Source organism: Lactobacillus sp. X-49, from assembly GCF_057063645.1.
In genome coordinates, this window is sequence record NZ_JBXSQM010000002.1 from 173,902 (window position 1) to 194,796 (window position 20,895).

The window sequence follows — 20,895 nt, forward strand, 5'->3', positions numbered from 1 at the left end:
TTTAGAGATTAGAATATTTTGATTAGCCTACCTTTGCATGTTTGGTTTATAATCTCTTATGTAATAATTTTTGGTTAGAAATTATTCATTACCCGATACTGCTTGCGACAGTTTCGGGTTTTTTCTTTGTTCTTTTGACTTTAACCACTCGGTAATGCTTTCTTTGCCGTATAATTTACGTCCGTCAATAACGGCTACAGGCATCCCTAAAGTAGCCCAATAACTAATGGTTGAATCAGCTACACCGAAATATTTAGCTATCTCACGGCGATTTAAATAAGGCTTAGGGTGGTTAAGCGTGTCTTTGATTGTCTTAACGATAGTGTCTTTAATATCTGTGTCTTCCATAATTATTGCTCCTTGAGATTATTAGCGACCACTGCTGTTAGCTTATCCACCTCTGATAGTGGAACATTACAAATTGCATTCTTGTTATTCATATTTTCGATATGTTTAAAACCTGCTTTGAAAATAGCACTCATAACTAGAAAGCTCTGTTCTTCAAAGGTTAAATCATCATCTTTGGCCAATGATTGAATTGCTTTTTGATAATCCTCAAATTTATTATGTTTTAAAGCTCTAAAAATAATTATTGCTTGCTTAATTGCGTTTTTGTTTATGCTGGAATGCGTCTCTCTTTTAGGGCGTCGTAAATGTCTGATTTCTTTCATGCTGGTTATACCTCAAAACCTATCAACATTTCTGAATTTTCTATAGTTGAACACTGATTAACGGCATAGATCCTAATCATGTCAGCTAAAGCATATAATTCATCAAACTCCGACAAGGTCATATCTTCAGGTGATTGAGCATCATTTAACTTATCAGTTAATACTTTTGCCACCTTTGAAATATTGGTACTTTGTAGGGATGCTTCAATTAATCCCTTATCTAGCTTTTCAACGTCTTTAACTATTTTTTTCATGCTTGTAACTCCTTTTCATGATTAAGTAGTAAGTTAAATGCTTCTCGTCCGGCAGGTGTAACTAATGTTTGGGGGTAACCTTGACGGCTTTCTTTTACTTCAAAATACTTATTGTTATATTGCTCAAATGGCATTAAGTCAGAATGCGCATCCCGATAAAGATATTTATTTTCAAGTAGCCAATTAATAAAATCATTGCGCTTGATCTTTAACATTTTTGCTGTCTTAGTTAAATTGACCAATGTCTTACGGTCTATAAGATCATCAAAGTAATCTGCCTTAGGTTTCATTAAACGGTTCTCAGCAACTAAATTAGCATTCTCAAGCGTCAATTTTTTAGCTTGTTCTTGTGCTAGGGCATAACCACGTCTGATTACCTCAGCTGGATTATTCCATTGATGTTCAACTTGAATTAGATATTTACGATATTGCTTACCTTTTTCGGTTCGACTTAATAAGCAAAGTTGTTTGGCCATGTCTAAACTTAAAGCATAATCATCGTATTTACGTTTGACTCCATTACCGCTCATAACGAGGTAACTTTTAGGTTCCCTCGTATAATCGATATTTTCTTCAAAGTCTTTAAAGTTTTGTTCAGCCCAAGCACTAAACTTCTTTTTCAACTCCAATCCTTTGTACAAATCTCTAGCGCTTACTAATTGCTGGTCGTCTTTTACCTGTACTTTAATTAGTTCTTGCATTGTCGTTCCTTTCTGCTTCTACTCACTTTGCTATTAGACGTTTTTGTCCAACTGTACTGAAATCAGTTCTAGCATTGTTGCTCCTTTCTATTTGATAGATGTGTATTCATCAATAAGCCAGTCGTTGATACCTTTAAAAGTTTTTTTGTTAACGTTACGGTGACCATGTTTAATTATGTCGTTAAGTGTCCACCTGTTAATACCTGTTATCTTTTCGAGGTCGGTAGTCGAATAATCAAGTTCACCACGCTTACGTTTTAAAGCTAAAACTTGCTGTTCTGTTAATTGCATTTATAATCATCTCCTATTTTTATTATGAATTCACACAAATGTGAGCTTTACGTTTTAATAATAATTCACTTTAGTGTGAGCGTCAATAGTTTTATTCACAATAATGTGAAAAATGTGATACAATTCATTTTAAGGAGTGTGAAAGCATGTCAAATAGATTGAAAGAGCTAAGGTATAAAAATGACCTAACTCTAAAGGAATTAGGTCATAAAGTTGGGATGTTGGATAGTACACTTAGTCAATATGAAAATGATAAAAGAAATCCAAGTCAAAAGGTGTGGCAGAAATTAGCAAACTTTTTTGAGGTGTCTGTACCCTATATTCAAGGTAAAAGTTATAGTGAAGATGAAATGATTGAACTTATCCATGAATGCTATTTTTCAGGTTGGTTTCAATACGGGGAAAATCCTTCTGGACTTGATTTTTATCCTGCTGTTAATGTTGAAAATGATATAGATTTATATATAAGTTTGATCAGTGGTGAAGAATCAGTTTATCCTAAAGACTTGTATCCTAAAGATGCTAAGGAATTTCCGTTGACACAAGATGCAAAGAAACTATGGAAAAAATATTTTGGCTATTTATTTAAACAATTTGTCAAAAAGGATGTTTCTAAAGAAATTGGCGATACAGAAATGGTTAGAGCAATTCTTGATGCAATTAAATACTTAAATTCTTATATGGGTAAAAGAGCAGCTACTACACCATTAGGATTTTATTTTGATAATGAATGTGGGGACGAAGAGGATTTTCATAAAAAAGCAATTTATAATATTAGATTTGCAGATCTTGATACTGCCAAAAAAGAGTTTAACGAATATTTTAAGTATATTAAGTATTTAAAAAATAAAATAGATAATTTTAGCGCTAAAGATTTCTTTAATAAAGTTATCGATTTTAATAATACTGAGTTTGCAAAATATTATGGCTCGTCAAAAAATTATAATAAATATTCGTATGAAAGAAATAAGATTGTTTCTGAAATTATTAAAAGGGTAGAAAATGGCGATAATAGACTACGTGATTTTATTTTGAAAAATTCTGGAGAGTATCCTGATATAACAAATGTATATGCCGCTTTTAAAGAAGAAAATAATGAAGATACTTCTGAATTAGATCGGTTTTCTGAATTGTTTGAAGAAGACTAAATAAGTAGTCTCTGTAGTTGATGTTGACACAAGATGTTATCTCACTTATAAATGAATCCCTGTTATTAATTTTATAGAGAGGCAGTCCTATTTTGGGAACGCATCTTTAAAAGAATGACCAATTCAGGGCGACCTGCTGTTAACTTTGGCTTAAAATTCAGCTTGTACATCTCTATAGCAAATACCGTCACGAAACGTTACGTTATACATCCCTTTATAAAGTTTCTTACCACAATTACATAGATTAGGATACTTTGATTAGTCTACCTTTGCATTACAGAACAAAAGAGGTAACTAAGCTATGAACATAATTGAATACGAAACAAAAACAGGTAAGAAACGATATAAATTCAGCCTGTATGCTGGTAAAGATACCAGTACTGGTAGAACACTAATGGTAAGAAAAAAAGGCTTTAAAAGCCTAAAGGAAGCTCGTGAGGAGTATTTAAAATTACAGCTTGCAATAGATAGTGGAGAATACAAGCCGATCAATGAACGCCGATTTAAACTGTCTGAAATAATAGATATGTGGTTGAAAGTGTATCAACCGACAGTAAAAGAAAGCACCTTTGCTACCACGAAACGAATTGTTAATGCTCATGTAGTAAAGGCGCTAGGTAATATTTATATTGATAAGCTAAGTGTAATACAATGTCAGAAAGCTGTAAATAAGTGGTTTAGGGATGCACCTGGAACTTATAAGAAATATATTTTTTATTGTAGTGATGCAATTGATTATGCAATTAAGCTAGAAATAATCAGTAAGAATCCAATGAAAAACATTGTACGTCCTAAAGTTAAGAATGTGCATAAGGAATTTACCAATTTTTACACCAAAGATGAATTGAACAGGTTCTTACAATGCGCTCAAAGCTACAATCTAAAGGCGTTTACGTTGTTTAGGCTGTTAGCTTATACTGGTTTACGCCGTGGGGAAGCCTTAGCGCTTAAATGGTCTGATATTGATTTTAACGAGAACGTGGTTAGCGTTAAACGGACACTTACTAAGGGTATAAACAATAAGGTTATTGTACAGACACCGAAAACAAGTAGCAGTTACAGAAAAATAGCCATTGATGATAGTACAGCAAACATACTAAAGCAATGGCAACAAGAGCAGCGTAAACAGCAGGTGGTTATCAGTATTAATGGTGAAAGGGTGGTTTTTAATCGTGGATATGAGAACATCCCTTTGAGTGATGGCTGCTTGGTTAACTGGAATAAGGCTATTTGTCAAAAAGCCCATCTTAGAAGAATTACTATTCACGGTTTTAGGCACACTAATGCTTCACTATTGTTTGAAGCAGGTGTTTCTATGAAAGATGTACAAACGAGATTGGGGCATAAGTCAATTAAAACCACGATGGATATTTACACTCATGTTTCTAAACAGCATCAAAACAAAGCGGTACAAAAATTAAGTAATTATATGAACGGATAATTAAGTAGTTACCGAATGAAAAATAGCTAGGTTACAACATTAGGTTACAACATTTCAAAAAGCTTACTAAAAGCATTGTTATATCAAGGTTTACAGCATTTACAATGCTATCCCGGATATCCCAATAATTGCGATTTGTCTTAGTTTCAACTAGCTTAAAACGTTGATACTAAGGCATTTTTATTTTTTGAAATTAACTGAAATCAGTCGAAAAAGCATAAGTCGGTGCAAAATTTAGTGCATCCCTTTAAGGTGTTAAATTGTTTATAGCCTATTTGTTTAAGTTAAATCGTCGTAAACCTTACTAATAACTAAATGGTATTGAATTGTTCAGTCGTATTTTGCGACAGTATTAAAAAATCCTCTAAATAACGCTTTCTTTTATTTTTAAATTATGATACATAAAAGGAGCCAATTAAATAATGATGCAAGAGATTAAATCATAATATCGCCTTAGTAATGAAACTATTGAATCATTCGTCAGAACAAATGATTCTAGCTTATCTTGGATTTGATCAAGAAGAACGTGAAAACATTCTTTATTTAGTAGATTTTGGCTAAAAATTTTTACTTAAAAATATAAAATTGTAATTTAAGAACATGTACGGTTAAAAATTATCAATGCAAGTGAGCAAAAAGTTTCTTAGAATCGTCCTCTCAGCATTACATCATCACGAATAATATTTTTTACAACTTTCTTTTTACTATGTCATTTATCATCGATGATCTCAACGGCTTTAGTAAAAAGCATTAATTCGGAATCTTGCCTTTCTATAGTTTTCCTGAATTAATTGGTTTGACTTGATACATTTAACATATGAACTAATTTAAGAGAAAAGAAATTACCGAAAAACTGTGAAACTGCACTTACAACTCATTGCAAAAATGGCATAGAAAGGTGATAAACAAATTGGCATTTTTGAAGCTCCCAGATCACTATTATCGTTCTTGGAATGAACAAACTAAAATATTACAAGAAAAAGTAATTAAAGATGATAACTTAATAACTAGACTCACAATAACAAGTAAAACTTTTAATTTAAATATTAAAGTATACCTATCCCTTTAAAAAGCAGCATACAATAAGTGATTTAGTTTTAGTTAAAGCACTTGTACTCAAAGCAGATAGAGAATTCTTATCTTTAATTGAAACTATTAGCAATCATAATGAAGTGAGTGTTGTTTTATGTAGCAGTTATGTTCTTAAAGATAAAACTAGAATCAAAACATATTTACCATTACAAAGTATATTGGAAGACTACGCCATTATGAAAGAATGTCCATCAAACTTTCAATTAAGTACAGAATTACATATTATTGAAGTATGTCCGAACGATGTAATTGAGATCATTGAACAATAATAAGCTTCAAAAATTATTGGTATAAAGCAAATGTAGGGAAGGAAATCGAGTAACATATCGTTTTAAGCTCTTTTATTAAAACAAGGATTTAATAAAAATTAATAGTAATGTATCTGTAGTATAAAAAGCTTGTTTAATTTTGTCCAAAGCATCTTTTTGATGAATTTGATCAATATGAGTATATAAAGTCGTAGCAGAAGTTTCACCCAATGCGGTAGAATACTTTAATACAAAGCTTTCAATTGCATACGAAGTTATATGCTTAACCAGCCTACGATAAATATAGTTAAAACTAGTGCTTTGTCTCCCTTTGTAGCATGATAACATTGCTTTCTAATTTTTAAATGTGGGGGAGTTGTACTCCCCCTGTTTATTTTGGCCATTCTTAAGATAATCAATGTACAACATTACATCTTCACAATTTAAATGTTCAAGAGTATCAAGCCCAATATCGATATTATTTTAGCCTTACTAATTCCAGTATTAAGTAGCTAAGTTGAAGAGCACCTAATTTCTGTTAAATATTGATATGTAGTTGTCTGAACAAATTCTTACCTAAGTAAAATTCTTTATGATATCTACTATACAAGCTCAAGGGAAAAGCTACATTTGGTCAGACGAAGAAATTAAAAATAAGCAGTAGCGAAGCGGTTAAAATTAAAACAAAAGCCCAAAAAGGCATAGAAATTGAAGTAGCACTCAAATAGTAGTATAATCAGAGTACTATTTGGGAAAGGCGAGACAGTCATGGCAATTAAAGATAAAAAAAGAGTTCAAGTACAAATTGATAAAAACTTGGCTGAAAATACTGAAGCAGTTTTAAGTGAGTTGGGCCTAACCCCCACCACGGCTATTACCATGCTTTATAAGCAAATCGTTGCAGATGGTGCTTTACCCTTTAAGCCAACTTTAAGTGAAACAGAACGAGCAGAGTTACGTTTTTTAAAGGCCACTGAAAATACTCCAATAGTGGAGTTTAAAGACGCTAAAGAAGTTGCTAATTGGCTAAATGATCCAAATGAAGACTAATGACCTAATAAGCTTATACGTTAGTTATGTAGAAACTAATGGTGGTAAGCGTAGACCAGTATTAATTCGCAAGGTTTCGGCGCAAACAGTTGAAGCTTATAAAATTACCAGTAAGTACAAAAATAAATCGGCTTATATCAAGCAACAGTATTATCCAATTAAAGAATGGCAAGCTGCCGGTTTAATGAAACCCTCATGGGTCGATATTGGTAAGCTTTACCGCTTTCCCAAAAGAGGTTTAACCTTTAAGGGAATCGGTCATTTAAGTAAGCGAGATCAAAATGAAATTGCTGATTTTGCTATTGCTTTGAAATCCAAAAGAAAAGGCAAAAACTAAAGAACAAAACCGATCTGCCTAATAGTTGGACAGATCGATTTTTAATATCTTTATGGCTAGGTCATTCTGATAATATATTGATCAGCATATGGTGGGTAGCCATGTTTTTTACTTAGTTCTTTTATTTCATTAATAATCTTGTTTGTACTAATGTTTTACTTTTTTCATTTTAAAAGCTAAATTAGTAGCTTTAAGCATTGAAATGTCGTTTAATCCATTTCCAAAACTTATTGTAAATTATTTTTTCATTTACTTACAAATTTTCAATTAAGTACAGAATTACATATTATTGAAGTATGTCCGAATGATGCAATTGAAATTATTGAACAATAATAATGAAACTGGTGGTAAGTAATTACAAACAACAGATGGGAAAATTATCCAAGATACAGTTTCTTATAAGGAATCAATTCCTGGAAAAACCTATACTTTGCACGGTATTGTTATGGATAAGGATATAAATAGTGCTGTTCTTAATATATGGTAAGAAAGTAGAATATTCTAAGACTTTTACACCAACAAGTGCTAATGGTGAAGTCACAATTGACTTCAAGGTAGACGATCATCACTATCGTGATAGACATTTAATTATTTTTAAAACTCTTAATTACACAGACTATAAATTTTTTGACCATAGAGATATTAATGATGCCGACCAATCATTGATATAACTAATCCGCAGCTTCACACTACTTTAAGTAACAATACTAAAAAGGATGTTGTAGCTAAACCGCTAAATACGGTAGAGGATGTGGTTCGGTATATGGATTTAATACCTGGTCAAACTTATTCTGTTAGAGGTAAGTTAATGGACCAAGTACTGGATTACCTGTTGTTAAAAATGGTGTACCTGTCATAGCAACAGCTACCTTTAAGCCGAATATGGCCATGGTACAGTAAACTTTAACCTTTGTGTCTAACGGTCAACAGTATAAGGACCATCATATCAGCGTTTGAAGATCTATATTATAATGGACGTCCATTAGTTGGCCACGAGGATTTTAATAATGCTGGGCAAACAGTTATAGTTTCAAATTCAACAACAGTAATCCACGACCGCAACCTACACCACCAGCTTCAACGCCTGTGCCAGGTGGGTAGTACCGTAGTCGTTAACAATAATAACAGTAACAGTTCGAATAATAATTCAAGTTATTGCCAACTAGAGCAATGACAAAACGGACAACAGCTTACGGCAGCGATAGATTACTGCAAACAGGTAACGAGCAAGACAGTAAACTGCAAGTACTAGGATCACTAAGTATTGTATTTATGATTGGTAGTTTCGTTTACTTTACGAGAAAAGAACAAGCTGCTGGCTTAAATTAATAGTAGAAAATGTAAAAAAATTAATTTTTAGACAAAAAGATAAATCAAGTATTTCTTTTGGAAAAGCCTTGATCTATTTTTTTGCTTTTTTGTGCTGAAAAAAGGAACTGGATTGATAATCATGCTAAAGCCTACGAGCAATAGCCTCTTCAACATATTGTGTTTTGTTTATAATTGAAGTACAATATGTTGTGGAGCATAAGTGATAAAAAGGGGAGTAGATTTTATTGAAAAAAACCAAAAATTAATTATGTCAATTGTTGCAATTGGAACACTAAGTTTTTTGGGTATTGTAATTGAAACAGCGCTTAATATTGCTTTTCCAAAATTAATGGTAAAGTTTAAAATTCCCGCTAGCACAGTCCAGTGGTTAACAACTGGTTACATGTTAGTTTCTACTGTAATTATACCTTTCGGAGCATATCTTAGAAAGCGTTTTCGCGCAATTACGTTGTTTAGAGTAGCAATAATTAGTTTTTTAATTGGAACAGTTTTAGCAGGAGTTACTTCAAGCTTTTTCTTGCTTCTATGTGGTCGAATTATCCAAGGAATTGCTGATGGTATTGGCTTACCATTAATGTTTTCAATTATTTTAGAGCAATCTCCTAAAAAGAAAGTAGGCTTTTTTATGGGACTAGGAAGTTTAGTAATTGCTTTTGCCCCTGCAATTGGTCCAGTTTATGGTGGAATTGTTTTAAAGTATTATAGTTGGCAAACTTTATTTATACTAATAATACCTATAATATTAGTTATTTGGCTATTAGGTGAATTTAGTATTACGCAAAAATTTAACGTTTTTAGTATTTCTTTTGACTATCGTGGTGGTATTACTTTAACTGGTTTATTAATAACTACACTATTATTAATAGTTAGTACAGCAAGTAAAAGTAATTATCGTATTTTTTTATTGATAACTGCTATTATTTGTTGTATTCTCTTTATTTGTTTTGAAAAAAATAATAAAAATTATATTATTGATATATCTTTGCTTAAAAATCGACAATTTGATATATTTCTGATTTCTTTTTTTCTACTACAGTTAATGTCATTAAGCATGTCATATTTAATGCCGAATGTTTTAGAAATAATATTTCATTTATCAACGGCAAAAACGGGCTTGCTTGTATTACCAGCAGCAGTAATTGATGCCATAATGTCAGCAGTTGCTGGAATAATTTATGATAAATTAAATCATGATTTTCCAATCTTGTTAGGAGAAGGACTTATTTGTGTCTCTTTGCTATTAGCAAATATTATATCAATTGCACCAATTAATCTGATTATAATTTATTCAATTTTTATGTTTGGATTGGGTTTGTCGTATAGTAATATTATGACAAGAAGCTTAGCAAATTTACCTATTCAATCAACTAATGACGGCAATGTAATCTATATGACTGCACAATCATATTCTGGAGCAATGGGAACAGCAATAGCAGCCTCAATTTTAACATTTACACAAAACGATTATTTTAATTTTATAAATGGAACATTAGCTGGTCTAAAGATTAACTTTAAAGTTTTGTTTTTTTTATCGATAATAGTTTTAATATTTTGTACAACAATAATTTTAAGAGATAAAAAAATGACTAAATATAATAAAATTTGTAAAAGAAAAAATGTATGATGATGCAACAGGACATGATTTTTTACATGCGTCTAGAGTAGCTATTCTGGCTAAAAAAATGTATGTAACTGATTACGGCAATAATAAAACTAGTCTTTTTATTATTGAAGCAGCGGGTTATTTACATGATGTGATTGACGAAAAGCTATCTTCTAATATAACTAAGTCACTTCAAGAAATTAATTCATTATTAATCAGTCAAAAAGTATCTCAAGAAAATAAAGACATGATTTTTAATATTATTCAACATATGTCCTATTCTAAAAATATTGATGTTCATTACCATCTTTCAATAGAAGGTAAGTATGTCCAAGATGTCGATTGGTTATAAACTTTTGGTGGAAGCGATTCTTTGCCTTTTTGCCTTGAGGACCTTTTGATGAATCATACTTGCCTGCTCGCAGATTATATTTACGCGCCAGCAGATTATGTTCTTTCATTAGCCGTATACACGTTTATGGTTTATCAGCAGACCATATTTAATTTTTAACATAGCGGTCATGGGCACGTAGCTAAAGCTGGGATTACGCTTTTTGACTACTTTGATCAGGGACAATAAAGCCTGGTAACTGTATCTTTTCCGCCTGCTGCGCGGGTGATACTCATAGGTACTCTTGGCTAGAAAGCTATAGCGCAACAGTTCCTGCAGTTAATAATCATGCTCATGCCTTAGCTCCTGCATGATGGTCCGTTCTTCTTACATTGAACGTCTTTGCGCCGAGCTAAGGCTTTGGCTTTTTTAAGTAATCGTTCTCAATGTGAAGCTAGTGATTTTCTATGCGTAGGCGCTCTAACTCAGATAACTCGCTATTGGTATATTTAACTGATTTTTTCATCGGTGGTCGGCCTCGTTTGGTAAAGAGTGCATCAAGTCGGCCTTTATCAAAACTTTTTTGCCAATGCGCAATTAAGCTAGGTGTGGCAATTTTGAAGTGAATGGCAGTATTTTGATAAGTCTCATTATGTTCTTTTCTCCAGTTTAAGCCTTGTACCCCCAAATACTGGTATTGCAATCCATTGTCGATTATTTGATGTGACCCAGCCTCAATTATTTGAGCCGCATAACGGGGCTAGTGTAACCTATTTAATTAAGTTAAGCGCCTGTAATTTTTGTTCAATAGTAAATAAATTTAACCATAGTAAAACCCTCCAGATGGATTTTTGGTCCAATCTAAAGGGTTAACCTCAAATTATCAGCTTTTTGTTTATCTAATTTTTTAAAATATAATGCTTTACATTCCAGCTTCAATAATTTTCTTTTCAGCCATGGTTTTACGTAATGATAGTAAGGCGGTGTATGTTGATAAAATATAAATTTTTTGGGTAGGTGCCTTACTTAATTGATCGATTACTTCTTCATTATTAGTGCAGGTAAGCATTTTTGCTGGATCAAAGCCAGCAACTTCTAATCTAAATCCCATATCATGCCAGCGGTCGCCACCAACTATAACTTTTTTAATTTGGTCACAATTTAAATCTTCAAACTGACCATCCCAAATCCATGAAGTGTCAATTCCATCTGCATGATTAGCGTTTAAAAGAGTAACTAAAGTATAATCTTCATTTTCCGTATTCAGCATATGTAATACTTCATCAAGACCAACAGGATTTTTAACTAAAATTAAGTCAATTTCTTTACCGTAATAGTTGATAAGTTCTTGTCGACCAAAAACACGCTTGTTTTTAGCGAAAGCATTCGCTACTTCAGCATCTGTTAGCTTAAAGTAGCGAGCAACGGAATAGGCTGCTAAGGCATTATATATGTTGTAAGTACCACCAATATTAATGTTGTAACTTTTACTACCCATTTTAAAATTAAGGCTATTTGGCGTTTGAGAAGTAATTTCATTAACTGAGTAGTCCAAATTAGGACGGTGGTAATTACAGTTAGGACAGAAAAAGTCACCCAAATTGGCATAAATACGATCATGATAGTGTAAAATGTGATTACACTTGGGGCACAGAACACCGTCTGTGTTAACTGGAGCCTTTATGTCATGTTCTTGTTGATCACTGGGTAAATTAAAACCAAAAAAAACTTTAGGATTGGGTAATTCTACTGAAGAAAAAATACTAGCATCCCCATTTGCAATTACTGTGGCTTGTGGTGCAAGTTTAATGCCATCAATAATTTTTTCATAAGTAGTATAAATTTCTCCGTAGCGATCCATTTGATCACGAAAAATATTGGTCAAAACAAAACAACTCGGATGGAGTAATTCGGTTACCATTTTAACATTGGCTTCGTCAACCTCTAAAACAGCAATCTTGCGTGCAGATTTATTTTTTTTATGAGCTAAAAAGGCTGTTACAATTCCTTGTTGCATGTTAGAACCCGATGGATTAGTTAAAACATCACCATATTTTTCTCTCAATGATTCCACAATCAAAGCAGTAGTCATCGTTTTTCCATTTGTTCCGGTAACAATAATTGTTTCATAATTACTTGCTAATGTATTAAGTACTTTAGGATCAATTTTCATTGCTAACTTGCCAGGAAAGCTAGTTCCGCCTTTAAGAAAATTATGGAGAAACCAATAACTAGATTTGCCAACAAATTTAGCTAATAAAGATTTTAATTTCATATTTATCCCTCACTTTAAAATCATTATCAACTATAGCATAGCAAAGATATGAAAACGAGTTTTTAATGACGATTTATCTGCACAGATTTAAATTTTCAATTATACTAAATAAGTTAGATGTATTAAATTAGACAAAGGAGCAAAAATGGCACAATTATTTTTTCACTATGGTGCAATGAGTAGCGGTAAAACCATTGAAATTTTAAAGGATGCCCATAATTATGAAAACCAGGGCAGGAAAATCGTGCTTATGACAAGCGTCATTGATGATCGTAGTGGCGTAGGCGTAATAGCTTCACGAATAGGTATGAAACGTGAAGCTATTCCAATTGATCATGATATGAATATCTTTGAATATATTAAAACGCTCAATGATCATAGCCAGAAGCAAGGAGATGGTACCATTGCTTGTGTATTTGTAGACGAAGCCCAATTCTTAACTCGGCATCATGTTATTGAATGCGCTAGAATTGTTGATGAACTTAAGATTCCGGTGATGGCATTTGGCTTGAAAAATGACTTTCAAAACAACTTGTTTGAAGGTACACAAAATTTACTAATTTTCGCTGATAAAATTACAGAAATCAAAACAATTTGTCACTACTGTGGTCGAAAAGCCACAATGAACTTACGAATTCATAATGGTAAGCCGGTTTATAAAGGTGAACAAGTTCAAATTGGCGGGGATGAGAGCTATTATCCTGTATGTCGCTTTCATTATTTTCACCCTGAACAATCAAGATAGAGAGGGATTAAAATATGGACAAAATTATGGCACAGCTTGAAGGCCTAGTAGCTCATTACGATGAATTACAAGAAATGATGGCAGATCCAGAAGTTATTGGTGATACAAAGCGCTATATGGAAATTTCTAAGGAAGAAGCTGACTTGCGCGAAGTCGTACAAAAATACAAAAAATATAAAAATGACAAGCAGGAAATATCAGATAATAAAGAAATAATTACTGATGAAAGTGATAACGATTTGGTTGAAATGGCCAAGGCAGAAAATAACGATCTAGAGCAGGAAATTGTTGATTTAGAAGAGCAGATCAAGATTTTAATGCTACCGAAAGATCCTAATGATGATAAAGATATCATCATGGAAATTCGAGGCGCGGCTGGAGGCGATGAAGCTTCGCTATTTGCTGGTGATTTACTTAGAATGTATGAAAAATATGCTGAAAGACAAAATTGGCAGGTGTCAGTAGTTGATAGTGAGCCAACTGAAGTTGGCGGCTATAAACGGATAGCTATTATGATCACAGGTGATAAGGTTTATTCGAAACTTAAATATGAAAATGGCGCTCATCGAGTGCAGCGTATACCTGTTACCGAATCTCAGGGACGTGTTCATACGTCAACTGCTACTGTTGCTGTAATGCCAGAATATGAACAAGTTGACCTCGAACTAGATCCTAAAGATATAAGAGTTGACGTCTATCGTTCTAGTGGTGCTGGTGGTCAGCATATTAACAAAACGTCAAGTGCGGTACGAATGACACACTTGCCAACAGGAATAGTTGTAGCGATGCAGGATCAACGAAGTCAACAGCAAAACAGGGAAAAGGCAATGCAGATTTTAACCTCCCGAGTTTATGATTATTATGAAAGTCAAAACCGTGATCAATATGATGCTAAACGTAAAAATGCAGTTGGAACCGGCGATCGTTCAGAGAGAATTAGAACCTATAACTACCCACAGAATCGAGTAACTGATCATAGAATTGGCTTAACTCTTAATAAATTGGATCGTGTAATGAATGGTGAATTAGATGATATTATTAGTGCTTTGATTGTATATAATCAAACCAAGCAATTGGAGGAATTGACAGACCAAAATGCCTAAAATTCAAACATTAAATGATTTACGATTATGGGCAATTAACTTTGCATCAGATCAGCGACCGGAAGATATTGAATTTCTACTTGCCGAGCGTTTACTGTTAAGTCCAAGTCAATTTCAATTAAAACAAGATATGAAATTGGAGCCAGTGCAATTAAAAAAAGCTCAACAAGATATACGTAAATTAGCGCAGGGAATTCCTGCGCAGTATATCTTAGGATATTCTTGGTTTGGCGGATATAAAATTTTGGTTCAACGTGGTGTGTTAATACCACGTTTTGAAACAGAAGAATTAGTTAACTGGGCACTTTCCAAGCTTAATTCAGGTGATAAAGTTCTTGATTTAGGAACAGGATCGGGTTGTATTACTGTTATGCTGGCAAAAGAAGCAATTAAAAAAGATATTATTAATCTTGATTTGTATGCTTCTGATGTGACTGATGCAGCACTTAGAATTAGTGAAGAAAACTTTTTAAAGTATAATATCGATGTTACTGTAAGAAAGGCAAATGTACTGATTGGTTTAGAAAAGTTCGATAAGATCATCTCAAATCCACCTTATATTAAAGAATCAGAAAAAAAGATAATGGATCAGAATGTTTTGCATAATGAACCAAAAGAAGCATTATTCGGTGGTAATAGTGGCCTTGACTTCTACCAAAAATTTGTTAACCAGATTAGAGATCATCTCAATAGTGGCGGTGAATTTTTCTTAGAGTATGGTTTTAGTGAGAAGCAGGAACTCCAAAATTTGTTTAAGCGTGAATTACCTGACTTTACAACTGAATTTAGGAATGACATGTCAGGTAAGCCACGAATGGTATGGGGAAAGTGGAATAAGTAATGCAAACAAAAATTTTTTTGCCAAGTCAGATAGATGATGCCGTAAAACTGCTTGATAATGGGAATTTAGTTGCTTTTCCAACTGAAACGGTTTATGGATTAGGGGCGTTGGCTACTAATGAAGAATCTGTGAAAAAAGTATATCAAGCCAAGGGTCGACCGAGTGACAATCCGTTGATTGTCACGGTTTCGGATGAAAAAATGATGGCAAAATATGCTAAGAGTATTCCTGAAAGAGCAACTAAGTTAATTAATTACTTTTGGCCAGGACCTTTAACAATTTTGTTATATGTTAAGCCCAAAAGTTTACCTCGTGCTGTAACTGGGGGGCTTGATACCGTGGCCTTTCGCTGCCCAGATGATAGACTGACACATGAATTAATTGCTAAATTAGGTAGACCAATTGTGGGTCCTTCTGCTAATACTTCAACTAAACCGAGTCCCACTACGGCTCAGCATGTTTATCATGATTTAAATGGTAAAATTGCTGGTATTATTGATGGTGGTCCTACTAAAGTGGGGCTAGAATCTACAATTATTGACTTATCTGTTGATGCTCCTGTTGTTTTAAGACCAGGCGAGATTACTCCTGATGAATTAAGTCGTGTTTTAGGGGAAAAAGTTCTGATTAATAGTGGAAAGACTTCTGAACAGGAAATTCCTAAGGCTCCAGGTATGAAGTATCGTCATTATGCTCCAAGTGCTTCTGTCGTTGTTGTTGATGATGAACAAGATTTCTCTAAAATTACTTATGATAAAAATATAGGAGTAATGGCATTAGGAGCAGTCTTAAAGAAGATAAGATTAACTGCTGAAAATAAATTTGATTTAGGTAATAATTTAAGTGATGCAGATCATAATTTGTTTGCAGGTTTGCGTTATTTTGATGATCATCAAGAGATTAACCAGATTTTTGTACAGGGATTTCATGGTAGTGAAGCCACGCTGGCATATATGAATCGACTAAACAAGGCTGCTGGCGGACATCATTTTCAGGTAAAATAAAAAATTATTAGCAAAGGGCTTTAAACCCTTTGCTTTTTTGATTAAAATAAGTGATAAATATGATATATGTTTTAGGAGGACAATGATGGGTAAATTTACGGTTTTAAATCATCCATTAATTCAGCACAAGTTAACTATTATTAGGCGTAAGGAGACCAGTTCAAATGAATTTCGAAGAATTGTTGGAGAAATTGGTGGTCTCATGACTTATGAAATTACTAGGGATTTACCACTAAAAGATGTTGAAATTGAGACTCCGATGGGTAAAACAACGCAAAAAGAAATTGCTGGTAAAAAAATGACAATTGTTCCAATTTTGCGTGCGGGAATTGGGATGCTCAACGGCGTATTGGACATGATTCCTTCTGCAAAAGTTGGTGTAATCGGGATGTATCGCGATGAAGAAACATTAAAGCCGCATGAATATTTCTGTAAGATGCCTAAAGACATTGCTGAAAGAGAATGCTTAGTTGTTGACCCAATGCTTGCCACTGGTGGATCGGCTAACATGGCAATCAGTGCCTTAAAAAAACGGGGAGTTAAAGATATTAAATTAGCTGTTTTAGTAGCAGCTCCTGAAGGAGTGAAGGCAATTCAAGCCGAAAATCCAGATGTTGATATTTATGCTGCTGCACAGGATGATGAATTACTTGAGAGCGGCTATATTTTCCCTGGACTAGGTGATGCGGGTGACCGCTTATTTGGTACCAAATAAGGGTTTAGAAAAATATTTAGAGAAATTGCTTACATTTTTTCACAAAAAGTTTGAATGGTGTTAATATTGTAGGAGTGTTCTATAAACTGGGCACGAGAAGGGAGGTCACGAAGTAATGGAGAAACCATTTGTATTTAATTTCTTGGGCTTGAGTTTTGATCTCGCTGGAATTATTGGCTCGACCTTAATGGCTGTCGTTATTTTACTAGTCTGTATTTGGCTCTCACGCAAGATTGAAATGAAGCCAAACAAAAAGCAAAACATTATTGAGTATTTACTTGATTTTACTGACAATATTGTTAAGGATAATGTCGGTGATAAAGATGCACAAAAACATCTGTCACTTTATGCTTTTGTTCTGTTTCTCTTCATCTGGTCTATGAACCAATTAGGCATGTTCTTAGAGGTCAAAGTCGGTGATACTATACTTGTTAAATCACCGACAGCTGACCCGGTCACAACAATGTCATTTGCAATGATGACCTTGCTTTTATCATTTACATTTGGAATTCAAAAATTTGGTATCGGTGGGTACTGGCGAAATTACGCTGAACCAGTTAGCTTTTTATTCCCAATTAATATGATTGAGGAAATTACTAACTTTTTGACGCTGTCTTTACGTTTGTATGGTAATATTTACGCAGGCGAAGTATTATTAACATTGATTGGTAATAATTTAGCTCCTAGTCTAGGTATTCCAACAATGATTTTAGCAGCTCCACTCGCAATGATTTGGCAAGGTTTCTCTGTCTTCATTGGCTCTATCCAGGCATATGTTTTTGTAACACTTTCAATGGTTTACATTGGTAAAAAAGTTACAAAAGAATAATTTTTTTTGGAGGTTTAAATATGTCACAAGCTTTTAAATATATTTCTGCAGCTCTTGTAGCTGGTTTAGCTGCTTTAGCTGCATCTTGGGGTAATGGTAAGGTTATCACTAAGACAATCGAAAGTATGGCCCGTCAACCTGAAAGTGCCGGAAACTTGAGATCAACAATGTTTATCGGTGTTGGTTTGATTGAAGCCGTTCCTATTTTGGCAATCGTCATTGCTTTCTTAATTCTTTTCGTAAAATCTTAGTTATTTAAAAGAATTTAGGTTAAAAGATAGAAGGGCAGTAAATGACATTTCAAACTTTATTTGCAGCCTCTGCAGGTCATCTTTATGTTGGAAACACTCTTTGGTATTTAATTGTTTTTATAATTTTGCTTATTTTGGTTAAGCATTATGCTTGGGGACCAGTTTCCGATATGATGGAAAAAAGGCGTCAGAAAGTAATTAATGATTTGGATTCAGCTGAAGATAATCGTAAGAAAGCTGAAATTCTTGCCAATGAGCGTGAAGCTGCATTGAAAAACTCAAAGCAGGAAGCAACTCAGATTATTTCTGAAGCTAAGACTAATGCCCAAAAAACAAGTAGTCAGATAGTGGCTGATGCTAATAATGAGGCTGCATCGATTCACGAAAAAGCTAAAGCTGATGCTGCACAGGCCAAGGTTGATGCACTAAATGAAGCACGTGCGCAAGTCGCAGACATTTCTGTTGCAATTGCCGAAAAGGTAATTACCAAAAATTTATCTGCTGATGATCAAAAAGATTTAGTTGATCAATTTGTTAAGGGGCTGAATGAATAATGGCCTTAAGTAAAGAAGAAATTGCTGCACGTTATGGCACTGCATTGTTTGATTATGCGCATGATATGGGTGCCTTAGATGATATTTATGCTGATTTGCAAGAGTTACGTCAGGCAATTTCAAATTATCCGCAAATCTTAAATGTCTTTAGTGACCCAATTTTTGATAGTGAAGAAAAGAAAGAGTCCTTAGATTGTATTAAGGCTGGGCTAGTTAAAGAAGTGCAAAATTTTCTTGATTTACTATTAGATTACAATCATTTTATGGAATTGCCCGCTATTATTGATTGTTTCAGTGACTTGTTCAATCAAAATAGGAAAGTAGTTACTGGAATTGCCATTAGTGCAGTTAAGCTAGACGATGAGCAGCTTAAAGCAATTAGTGATAGCTTTGCTCAAAAATATGGTCTTAACAATGTAACTTTGACAAATAAAGTAGATGAGAGCATTATCGGTGGAGTGATTTTGAAAATTGGTGATTGTGTGGTTGATGGATCTATTAAAAGAAAACTTAACAAGATTCGTGCGCAATTAGTTAGAAAAGATTAAAAGAGGTGAAACCATTGAGCATTAAAGCAGAAGAGATTAGCTCTTTGATTAAGCAACAGCTTGAACACTATGATAACAAACTCGACATTAATGAAGTTGGGGTTGTGACATACATAGGTGATGGGATCGCCCGAGCTCACGGCTTGAACAATGTTTTAGCTAATGAACTATTGGAGTTTGACAATGGTTCGTATGGTATTGCTCAAAACCTTGAATCAAATGATGTAGGTATCATTATTTTAGGTAGTTTTGATGATATTCGCGAAGGTGACCAGGTTAAAAGAACTGGTGAAATTATGCGTGTACCGGTTGGTAATGAACTAATCGGTCGTGTAGTTAATCCGCTTGGTCAGCCTGTAGATGGGTTAGGGGAAATAAAAACCACTAAAACCCGTCCAATTGAGACTTCAGCACCTGGTGTCATGGAACGTCAGTCTGTTAATCAGCCCCTTCAAACAGGTATTAAGGCAATTGATGCATTAGTACCCATTGGTAGAGGGCAGCGTGAATTGATCATTGGTGATCGTAAAACTGGTAAAACAAGTTTAGCAATTGATACAATTTTAAACCAAAAAGGTCAAGATGTTATTTGTATCTATGTCTTCATAGGACAAAAGGAATCAACTGTTAGAACTCAAGTGGAAACATTAAAGCGATTCGGTGCGATGGACTATACTATTGTTGTTGAAGCTGGTCCAAGTGAACCGGCGCCAATGCTATATATAGCACCATATGCTGGAACTGCGATGGGTGAAGAATTCATGTATAATGGCAAGGATGTGTTGGTCGTCTTTGATGATTTATCCAAGCAGGCCGTTGCCTATCGTGAACTTTCGTTATTACTTCGTCGTCCACCTGGTCGTGAAGCTTATCCTGGAGATGTTTTTTATTTGCATTCACGTCTGTTAGAGCGTAGTGCAAAATTAAGTGATAAATTAGGTGGCGGGTCAATGACGGCGTTACCGTTTATCCAGACTGAAGCGGGAGATATTTCTGCATATATTCCAACTAATGTAATTTCAATTACAGATGGACAAATCTTTTTACAAAGTGATTTGTTCTTTGCAGGAACTAGGCCAGCAATCGATGCAGGTAATTCAGTTTCTCGTGTTGGTGGTAGTGCACAAATCAAAGCCATGAAAAAGGTTGCAGGTACTTTACGTACAGATTTAGCAGCCTTTCATGAATTAGAAAGCTTTGCGCAATTTGGTAGTGATTTAGATCAAGCGACTCAATCTAAGTTGAATCGTGGTCGTAGGATCGTTGAGGTATTAAAACAACCTCTTCATGAACCAATTCCAGTTGAAAAGCAAGTTCTAATTCTATATGCCTTGACTCATGGCTATATTGACTCTGTTCCTGTTGAAGATATTGGTCGCTTTGAAAAAGAAATGTACGATAACTTTGATAGTGTTCACGCTGACTTGTTAGAGCATATTCGCAAGACAGGCGAACTACCAAATGAAAAAGAGTTGCAAACTGCAATTTCTAGTTTTGCAGATAGTTTTTTACCAAGTAAGAATTAGGAGGT

At 34.0% G+C, this 20,895-nt stretch carries 26 protein-coding genes and 3 pseudogenes; 21 read left to right on the plus strand and 8 right to left on the minus strand.

The window, feature by feature from the left end; translation table 11 throughout:
* Nucleotides 1-81 precede the first annotated feature (81 nt).
* The 5 genes from ACYIAQ_RS02260 to ACYIAQ_RS02280 all read right to left on the minus strand — a co-directional run bounded on the left by ACYIAQ_RS02260 (nucleotide 82) and on the right by ACYIAQ_RS02280 (nucleotide 1,917).
* A complete protein-coding gene (locus ACYIAQ_RS02260; RefSeq protein ID WP_118898017.1) occupies nucleotides 82-348 on the minus strand; it encodes a DNA-binding protein in 267 nt (88 codons plus the stop codon).
* 2 nt (nucleotides 349-350) lie between these two features.
* Nucleotides 351-671, minus strand: coding sequence for a hypothetical protein (locus tag ACYIAQ_RS02265; RefSeq protein WP_483563419.1), 321 nt, complete (start codon nucleotides 669-671; stop codon nucleotides 351-353).
* Between the two features lie 5 nt (nucleotides 672-676).
* The gene (locus ACYIAQ_RS02270; RefSeq protein ID WP_483563420.1) at nucleotides 677-925 is read right to left on the minus strand and encodes a hypothetical protein; all 249 of its coding nucleotides are present in this window, start codon (nucleotides 923-925) and stop codon (nucleotides 677-679) included.
* Complete coding sequence (locus tag ACYIAQ_RS02275) at nucleotides 922-1,626, minus strand: phage antirepressor KilAC domain-containing protein (protein WP_483563421.1); 705 nt, start codon at nucleotides 1,624-1,626, stop codon at nucleotides 922-924. The genes ACYIAQ_RS02270 and ACYIAQ_RS02275 overlap by 4 nt, the downstream gene beginning before the upstream one ends.
* A gap of 87 nt (nucleotides 1,627-1,713) precedes the next feature.
* Nucleotides 1,714-1,917: a helix-turn-helix domain-containing protein gene (locus ACYIAQ_RS02280; RefSeq protein ID WP_483563422.1), complete on the minus strand. Its 204-nt coding sequence runs from the start codon at nucleotides 1,915-1,917 to the stop codon at nucleotides 1,714-1,716.
* A 146-nt stretch (nucleotides 1,918-2,063) separates the two neighbouring features.
* Between ACYIAQ_RS02280 and ACYIAQ_RS02285 the strand changes: the two genes are divergently transcribed.
* The 5 genes and pseudogenes from ACYIAQ_RS02285 to ACYIAQ_RS02305 form a co-directional block, all read left to right on the plus strand.
* Nucleotides 2,064-3,065, plus strand: coding sequence for a helix-turn-helix domain-containing protein (locus ACYIAQ_RS02285; RefSeq protein WP_483563423.1), 1,002 nt, complete (start codon nucleotides 2,064-2,066; stop codon nucleotides 3,063-3,065).
* Between the two features lie 301 nt (nucleotides 3,066-3,366).
* Nucleotides 3,367-4,506 (plus strand): site-specific integrase, encoded by a 1,140-nt coding sequence (locus ACYIAQ_RS02290; RefSeq protein ID WP_483563424.1) that lies wholly within the window; start codon nucleotides 3,367-3,369, stop codon nucleotides 4,504-4,506.
* 429 nt (nucleotides 4,507-4,935) lie between these two features.
* Nucleotides 4,936-5,067 (plus strand): annotated as a pseudogene (locus tag ACYIAQ_RS02295) (site-specific integrase); the annotation flags it as partial.
* Between the two features lie 1,547 nt (nucleotides 5,068-6,614).
* The gene (locus ACYIAQ_RS02300; RefSeq protein ID WP_483563343.1) at nucleotides 6,615-6,896 is read left to right on the plus strand and encodes a type II toxin-antitoxin system RelB/DinJ family antitoxin; all 282 of its coding nucleotides are present in this window, start codon (nucleotides 6,615-6,617) and stop codon (nucleotides 6,894-6,896) included.
* Nucleotides 6,886-7,227 (plus strand): annotated as a pseudogene (locus tag ACYIAQ_RS02305) (hypothetical protein); the annotation flags it as partial. The gene ACYIAQ_RS02300 and the pseudogene ACYIAQ_RS02305, both read left to right, overlap by 11 nt.
* Nucleotides 7,228-7,380: 153 nt before the next feature.
* On the opposite strand, the gene ACYIAQ_RS02310 reads toward ACYIAQ_RS02305, so the two are convergent.
* Nucleotides 7,381-7,464 (minus strand): HAD hydrolase family protein, encoded by an 84-nt coding sequence (locus ACYIAQ_RS02310; protein WP_483563362.1) that lies wholly within the window; start codon nucleotides 7,462-7,464, stop codon nucleotides 7,381-7,383.
* A gap of 142 nt (nucleotides 7,465-7,606) precedes the next feature.
* On the opposite strand from ACYIAQ_RS02310, the pseudogene ACYIAQ_RS02315 reads away from it, so the two are divergent.
* From ACYIAQ_RS02315 to ACYIAQ_RS02340, 6 genes and pseudogenes are all read left to right on the plus strand, one after another.
* Nucleotides 7,607-7,720 (plus strand): annotated as a pseudogene (locus tag ACYIAQ_RS02315) (VaFE repeat-containing surface-anchored protein); the annotation flags it as partial.
* Nucleotides 7,698-7,904: a VaFE repeat-containing surface-anchored protein gene (locus ACYIAQ_RS02320; RefSeq protein ID WP_483563344.1), complete on the plus strand. Its 207-nt coding sequence runs from the start codon at nucleotides 7,698-7,700 to the stop codon at nucleotides 7,902-7,904. The pseudogene ACYIAQ_RS02315 and the gene ACYIAQ_RS02320, both read left to right, overlap by 23 nt.
* Nucleotides 7,901-8,092, plus strand: coding sequence for a VaFE repeat-containing surface-anchored protein (locus ACYIAQ_RS02325; protein WP_483563363.1), 192 nt, complete (start codon nucleotides 7,901-7,903; stop codon nucleotides 8,090-8,092). Before ACYIAQ_RS02320 ends, ACYIAQ_RS02325 begins: the two co-directional genes overlap by 4 nt.
* A 311-nt stretch (nucleotides 8,093-8,403) precedes the next feature.
* Nucleotides 8,404-8,562 (plus strand): hypothetical protein, encoded by a 159-nt coding sequence (locus tag ACYIAQ_RS02330; protein WP_483563345.1) that lies wholly within the window; start codon nucleotides 8,404-8,406, stop codon nucleotides 8,560-8,562.
* Between the two features lie 202 nt (nucleotides 8,563-8,764).
* Nucleotides 8,765-10,189, plus strand: coding sequence for an MFS transporter (locus tag ACYIAQ_RS02335; protein ID WP_483563346.1), 1,425 nt, complete (start codon nucleotides 8,765-8,767; stop codon nucleotides 10,187-10,189).
* Entirely contained in the window at nucleotides 10,182-10,520 is a 339-nt protein-coding gene (locus tag ACYIAQ_RS02340; RefSeq protein WP_483563347.1) for an HD domain-containing protein, read from the plus strand. Before ACYIAQ_RS02335 ends, ACYIAQ_RS02340 begins: the two co-directional genes overlap by 8 nt.
* A gap of 433 nt (nucleotides 10,521-10,953) precedes the next feature.
* On the opposite strand, the gene ACYIAQ_RS02345 is transcribed toward ACYIAQ_RS02340, so the two are convergent.
* A complete protein-coding gene (locus tag ACYIAQ_RS02345; protein ID WP_483563348.1) occupies nucleotides 10,954-11,187 on the minus strand; it encodes a helix-turn-helix domain-containing protein in 234 nt (77 codons plus the stop codon).
* A gap of 234 nt (nucleotides 11,188-11,421) precedes the next feature.
* Complete coding sequence (locus ACYIAQ_RS02350; protein ID WP_483563349.1) at nucleotides 11,422-12,774, minus strand: MurT ligase domain-containing protein; 1,353 nt, start codon at nucleotides 12,772-12,774, stop codon at nucleotides 11,422-11,424.
* Between the two features lie 145 nt (nucleotides 12,775-12,919).
* On the opposite strand from ACYIAQ_RS02350, the gene ACYIAQ_RS02355 reads away from it, so the two are divergent.
* The 10 genes from ACYIAQ_RS02355 to atpA all read left to right on the plus strand — a co-directional run bounded on the left by ACYIAQ_RS02355 (nucleotide 12,920) and on the right by atpA (nucleotide 20,890).
* Nucleotides 12,920-13,519 (plus strand): thymidine kinase, encoded by a 600-nt coding sequence (locus ACYIAQ_RS02355; protein ID WP_483563350.1) that lies wholly within the window; start codon nucleotides 12,920-12,922, stop codon nucleotides 13,517-13,519.
* A gap of 14 nt (nucleotides 13,520-13,533) precedes the next feature.
* Nucleotides 13,534-14,622, plus strand: a complete 1,089-nt coding sequence (gene prfA / locus ACYIAQ_RS02360) for a peptide chain release factor 1 (protein ID WP_122018048.1) — start codon at nucleotides 13,534-13,536, stop codon at nucleotides 14,620-14,622.
* Nucleotides 14,615-15,463: a peptide chain release factor N(5)-glutamine methyltransferase gene (prmC, locus tag ACYIAQ_RS02365; protein ID WP_122022846.1), complete on the plus strand. Its 849-nt coding sequence runs from the start codon at nucleotides 14,615-14,617 to the stop codon at nucleotides 15,461-15,463. The genes prfA and prmC overlap by 8 nt, the downstream gene beginning before the upstream one ends.
* Complete coding sequence (locus ACYIAQ_RS02370; RefSeq protein WP_483563351.1) at nucleotides 15,463-16,467, plus strand: L-threonylcarbamoyladenylate synthase; 1,005 nt, start codon at nucleotides 15,463-15,465, stop codon at nucleotides 16,465-16,467. Before prmC ends, ACYIAQ_RS02370 begins: the two co-directional genes overlap by 1 nt.
* Nucleotides 16,468-16,552: 85 nt before the next feature.
* Nucleotides 16,553-17,182 (plus strand): uracil phosphoribosyltransferase, encoded by a 630-nt coding sequence (upp, locus tag ACYIAQ_RS02375; protein WP_122018051.1) that lies wholly within the window; start codon nucleotides 16,553-16,555, stop codon nucleotides 17,180-17,182.
* A 115-nt stretch (nucleotides 17,183-17,297) separates the two neighbouring features.
* Nucleotides 17,298-18,011, plus strand: a complete 714-nt coding sequence (gene atpB / locus ACYIAQ_RS02380; protein WP_483563352.1) for a F0F1 ATP synthase subunit A — start codon at nucleotides 17,298-17,300, stop codon at nucleotides 18,009-18,011.
* 20 nt (nucleotides 18,012-18,031) lie between these two features.
* Nucleotides 18,032-18,262: a F0F1 ATP synthase subunit C gene (atpE, locus tag ACYIAQ_RS02385; RefSeq protein WP_122018053.1), complete on the plus strand. Its 231-nt coding sequence runs from the start codon at nucleotides 18,032-18,034 to the stop codon at nucleotides 18,260-18,262.
* A gap of 41 nt (nucleotides 18,263-18,303) precedes the next feature.
* Nucleotides 18,304-18,816 carry a F0F1 ATP synthase subunit B gene (atpF, locus tag ACYIAQ_RS02390; RefSeq protein WP_483563353.1) on the plus strand — a complete coding sequence of 171 codons (513 nt, stop codon included), beginning with the start codon at nucleotides 18,304-18,306 and terminating at the stop codon, nucleotides 18,814-18,816.
* Nucleotides 18,816-19,364: an ATP synthase F1 subunit delta gene (gene atpH / locus ACYIAQ_RS02395; protein ID WP_483563354.1), complete on the plus strand. Its 549-nt coding sequence runs from the start codon at nucleotides 18,816-18,818 to the stop codon at nucleotides 19,362-19,364. Before atpF ends, atpH begins: the two co-directional genes overlap by 1 nt.
* Nucleotides 19,365-19,378: 14 nt before the next feature.
* Nucleotides 19,379-20,890 (plus strand): F0F1 ATP synthase subunit alpha, encoded by a 1,512-nt coding sequence (gene atpA, locus ACYIAQ_RS02400; RefSeq protein ID WP_122018056.1) that lies wholly within the window; start codon nucleotides 19,379-19,381, stop codon nucleotides 20,888-20,890.
* Nucleotides 20,891-20,895 lie beyond the last annotated feature (5 nt).

Excerpts from the sequence above, each read along its gene's own strand:
- ACYIAQ_RS02260 (WP_118898017.1), bottom strand. The coding sequence starts at position 348 with ATGGAAGACACAGATATTAAAGACACTATCGTTAAGACAATCAAAGAC.
- ACYIAQ_RS02265 (WP_483563419.1), bottom strand. The coding sequence starts at position 671 with ATGAAAGAAATCAGACATTTACGACGCCCTAAAAGAGAGACGCATTCC.
- ACYIAQ_RS02270 (WP_483563420.1), bottom strand. The coding sequence starts at position 925 with ATGAAAAAAATAGTTAAAGACGTTGAAAAGCTAGATAAGGGATTAATT.
- ACYIAQ_RS02275 (WP_483563421.1), bottom strand. The coding sequence starts at position 1,626 with ATGCAAGAACTAATTAAAGTACAGGTAAAAGACGACCAGCAATTAGTA.
- ACYIAQ_RS02280 (WP_483563422.1), bottom strand. The coding sequence starts at position 1,917 with ATGCAATTAACAGAACAGCAAGTTTTAGCTTTAAAACGTAAGCGTGGT.
- ACYIAQ_RS02285 (WP_483563423.1), top strand. The coding sequence starts at position 2,064 with ATGTCAAATAGATTGAAAGAGCTAAGGTATAAAAATGACCTAACTCTA.
- ACYIAQ_RS02290 (WP_483563424.1), top strand. The coding sequence starts at position 3,367 with ATGAACATAATTGAATACGAAACAAAAACAGGTAAGAAACGATATAAA.
- ACYIAQ_RS02300 (WP_483563343.1), top strand. The coding sequence starts at position 6,615 with ATGGCAATTAAAGATAAAAAAAGAGTTCAAGTACAAATTGATAAAAAC.
- ACYIAQ_RS02330 (WP_483563345.1), top strand. The coding sequence starts at position 8,404 with ATGACAAAACGGACAACAGCTTACGGCAGCGATAGATTACTGCAAACA.
- ACYIAQ_RS02340 (WP_483563347.1), top strand. The coding sequence starts at position 10,182 with ATGTATGATGATGCAACAGGACATGATTTTTTACATGCGTCTAGAGTA.
- ACYIAQ_RS02350 (WP_483563349.1), bottom strand. The coding sequence starts at position 12,774 with ATGAAATTAAAATCTTTATTAGCTAAATTTGTTGGCAAATCTAGTTAT.
- ACYIAQ_RS02355 (WP_483563350.1), top strand. The coding sequence starts at position 12,920 with ATGGCACAATTATTTTTTCACTATGGTGCAATGAGTAGCGGTAAAACC.
- prfA (WP_122018048.1), top strand. The coding sequence starts at position 13,534 with ATGGACAAAATTATGGCACAGCTTGAAGGCCTAGTAGCTCATTACGAT.
- prmC (WP_122022846.1), top strand. The coding sequence starts at position 14,615 with ATGCCTAAAATTCAAACATTAAATGATTTACGATTATGGGCAATTAAC.
- ACYIAQ_RS02370 (WP_483563351.1), top strand. The coding sequence starts at position 15,463 with ATGCAAACAAAAATTTTTTTGCCAAGTCAGATAGATGATGCCGTAAAA.
- upp (WP_122018051.1), top strand. The coding sequence starts at position 16,553 with ATGGGTAAATTTACGGTTTTAAATCATCCATTAATTCAGCACAAGTTA.
- atpB (WP_483563352.1), top strand. The coding sequence starts at position 17,298 with ATGGAGAAACCATTTGTATTTAATTTCTTGGGCTTGAGTTTTGATCTC.
- atpE (WP_122018053.1), top strand. The coding sequence starts at position 18,032 with ATGTCACAAGCTTTTAAATATATTTCTGCAGCTCTTGTAGCTGGTTTA.
- atpF (WP_483563353.1), top strand. The coding sequence starts at position 18,304 with ATGACATTTCAAACTTTATTTGCAGCCTCTGCAGGTCATCTTTATGTT.
- atpH (WP_483563354.1), top strand. The coding sequence starts at position 18,816 with ATGGCCTTAAGTAAAGAAGAAATTGCTGCACGTTATGGCACTGCATTG.